The organism is Streptomyces boluensis (assembly GCF_009908195.1).
GTDB classification, from domain to species: Bacteria; Actinomycetota; Actinomycetes; order Streptomycetales; family Streptomycetaceae; genus Streptomyces; species Streptomyces boluensis.
The window spans coordinates 1-1,554 of sequence record NZ_JAAAHS010000700.1 but is presented as its reverse complement, the minus strand read 5'-3'; the positions used below and the strand labels follow the sequence as shown (position 1 = coordinate 1,554).

At 66.1% G+C, this 1,554-nt stretch carries 1 protein-coding gene; it reads right to left on the bottom strand.

What is annotated here, in order from left to right; translation table 11 throughout:
• Window positions 1–107: 107 nt before the first annotated feature.
• Complete coding sequence (locus GUY60_RS37570; RefSeq protein ID WP_161705979.1) at window positions 108–938, bottom strand: class I SAM-dependent methyltransferase; 831 nt, start codon at window positions 936–938, stop codon at window positions 108–110.
• Window positions 939–1,554: the final 616 nt, after the last annotated feature.

Sequence of the window (1,554 nt, the reverse complement as noted above, 5' to 3'; positions counted from 1 at the left end):
CGCCAACCCCGGCTACCCCTTGACCGAAGTCACGAAAGTCACGAAGCCATGGGGCCCCCTGGGGCCTCGGCTTGTCAGGCCGGGGCCCAGCCGTCGCGGGGGTACGTCTACTTGGGTCGCCTGGCCCGCCGCAATGCCCGCGTCACCACGGGCGGCAGCACGTCACGCGCGACGCGCTTGAACGCCGAGCCGCGGGGCTTGGGTACAAACGTCAGCCCCTCGCCGGCGAGCCGCTGCATCACCTCACCGTCGATGATGTCCTCGGCGACGACGCAGCCCGACACGTTCTTGGCCCACTCACGCAGCCGCTTCTGGAACGGCCTCGGGTCGCCCCACGTGGCGTACATCTTGTTGGGCGTGACGCAGACCGGACGCATGCCCTTGGTGAACACGCCCTCCCAGACCGCCGCGCCGACGCCCGGAGTGCGGTCGTTGCGGTAGTCGTCGAGGGAGACGACGCCGTCCCGGCGCAGGATGTTCCGCGTGGTGTCGATGTCCACGCACACGTCCTCGTACAAGTGCGAGGCGTCGACGTGGATGAATCGGCAGCTGTCCTTGGCGATCCGATCGGCCAGCACATTGGTGCGGGCCTGCACGATCTCGGGCAGCTTCTCGTGGAAGGCGAGGTAGTTGTTCTCGAAGGCACGCAGCGAGAGGGTCTTCTCGTAGTAGTCGAGCGTTGACTTACGGCTGTAGCGCCCCTGCGCCTCGTCGCCGAAGAGGTCGCAGACGGTGAATGTCTCACCGTCCCTCTGGTGCCGGCCCATGACGATGGTGGCCTTGGCGAGGTAGCAGCCCATTTCGAGCAGATCGCCCGGCCGGTCGGCCGTCTCCTCGAGGAAGAACGCGAACAGGGCTTGATCGAGCGGATTGAACCAGCCGGGCACGTCATCCAGGTCGCGCGGCTTGGTGAGTTCGGATTTGCAGGTGCTCAACATGGGCCTCCTGTACGTGGTTTCATCGGGTGCCGTCCACCCCAACCGGATTTCGGCCTGAGTAGCTGTTGTCTTTACCGAACTTGAGATGTGTGCGTCGAACGGGAGACTCGATCGAGTGATCGCCGTCGGCTGCAGGCAAGAAGTCAGGGCCTCTTGGTAGCTCGGGTTTGCGAAGTCGACCGAGATCGAGGAGGCCCTATTCCCGCCGTTGTACGCGCTCGCGCCGGTGGAGTTCAACTCGGCTGCCCCGTCGTGTGATTGTGTCGCCCACCGGCTCGGAATCGCGGCCGCTTACCCGCACCATGTTCGGCGGAATCCGTCGGACACGACGGACGCGGAAGTGGAGGCTGTCCGCCCGCTGCTGCCGGTACGACCTGACTCCGGGGCAGGGCGGGCAGCCGGAGCCTTACTCCGACCGGGCGACGCTGGACGCGGCTCGCTACCTGGTTGACAGGCAGCATCAAGCGGCGTGGTGCGACACGAGGTCGCACTGATCAGTGGCGTTACGGCAGACGAGTCCGTCCCTGGCCTCCTCCGTCACCTGCGCGCGTGCCGATGACGGCGGCCCCGCAACCCCACCACTCCGCAAAAACCCGGAAGTTGGCCGTATTGAGAC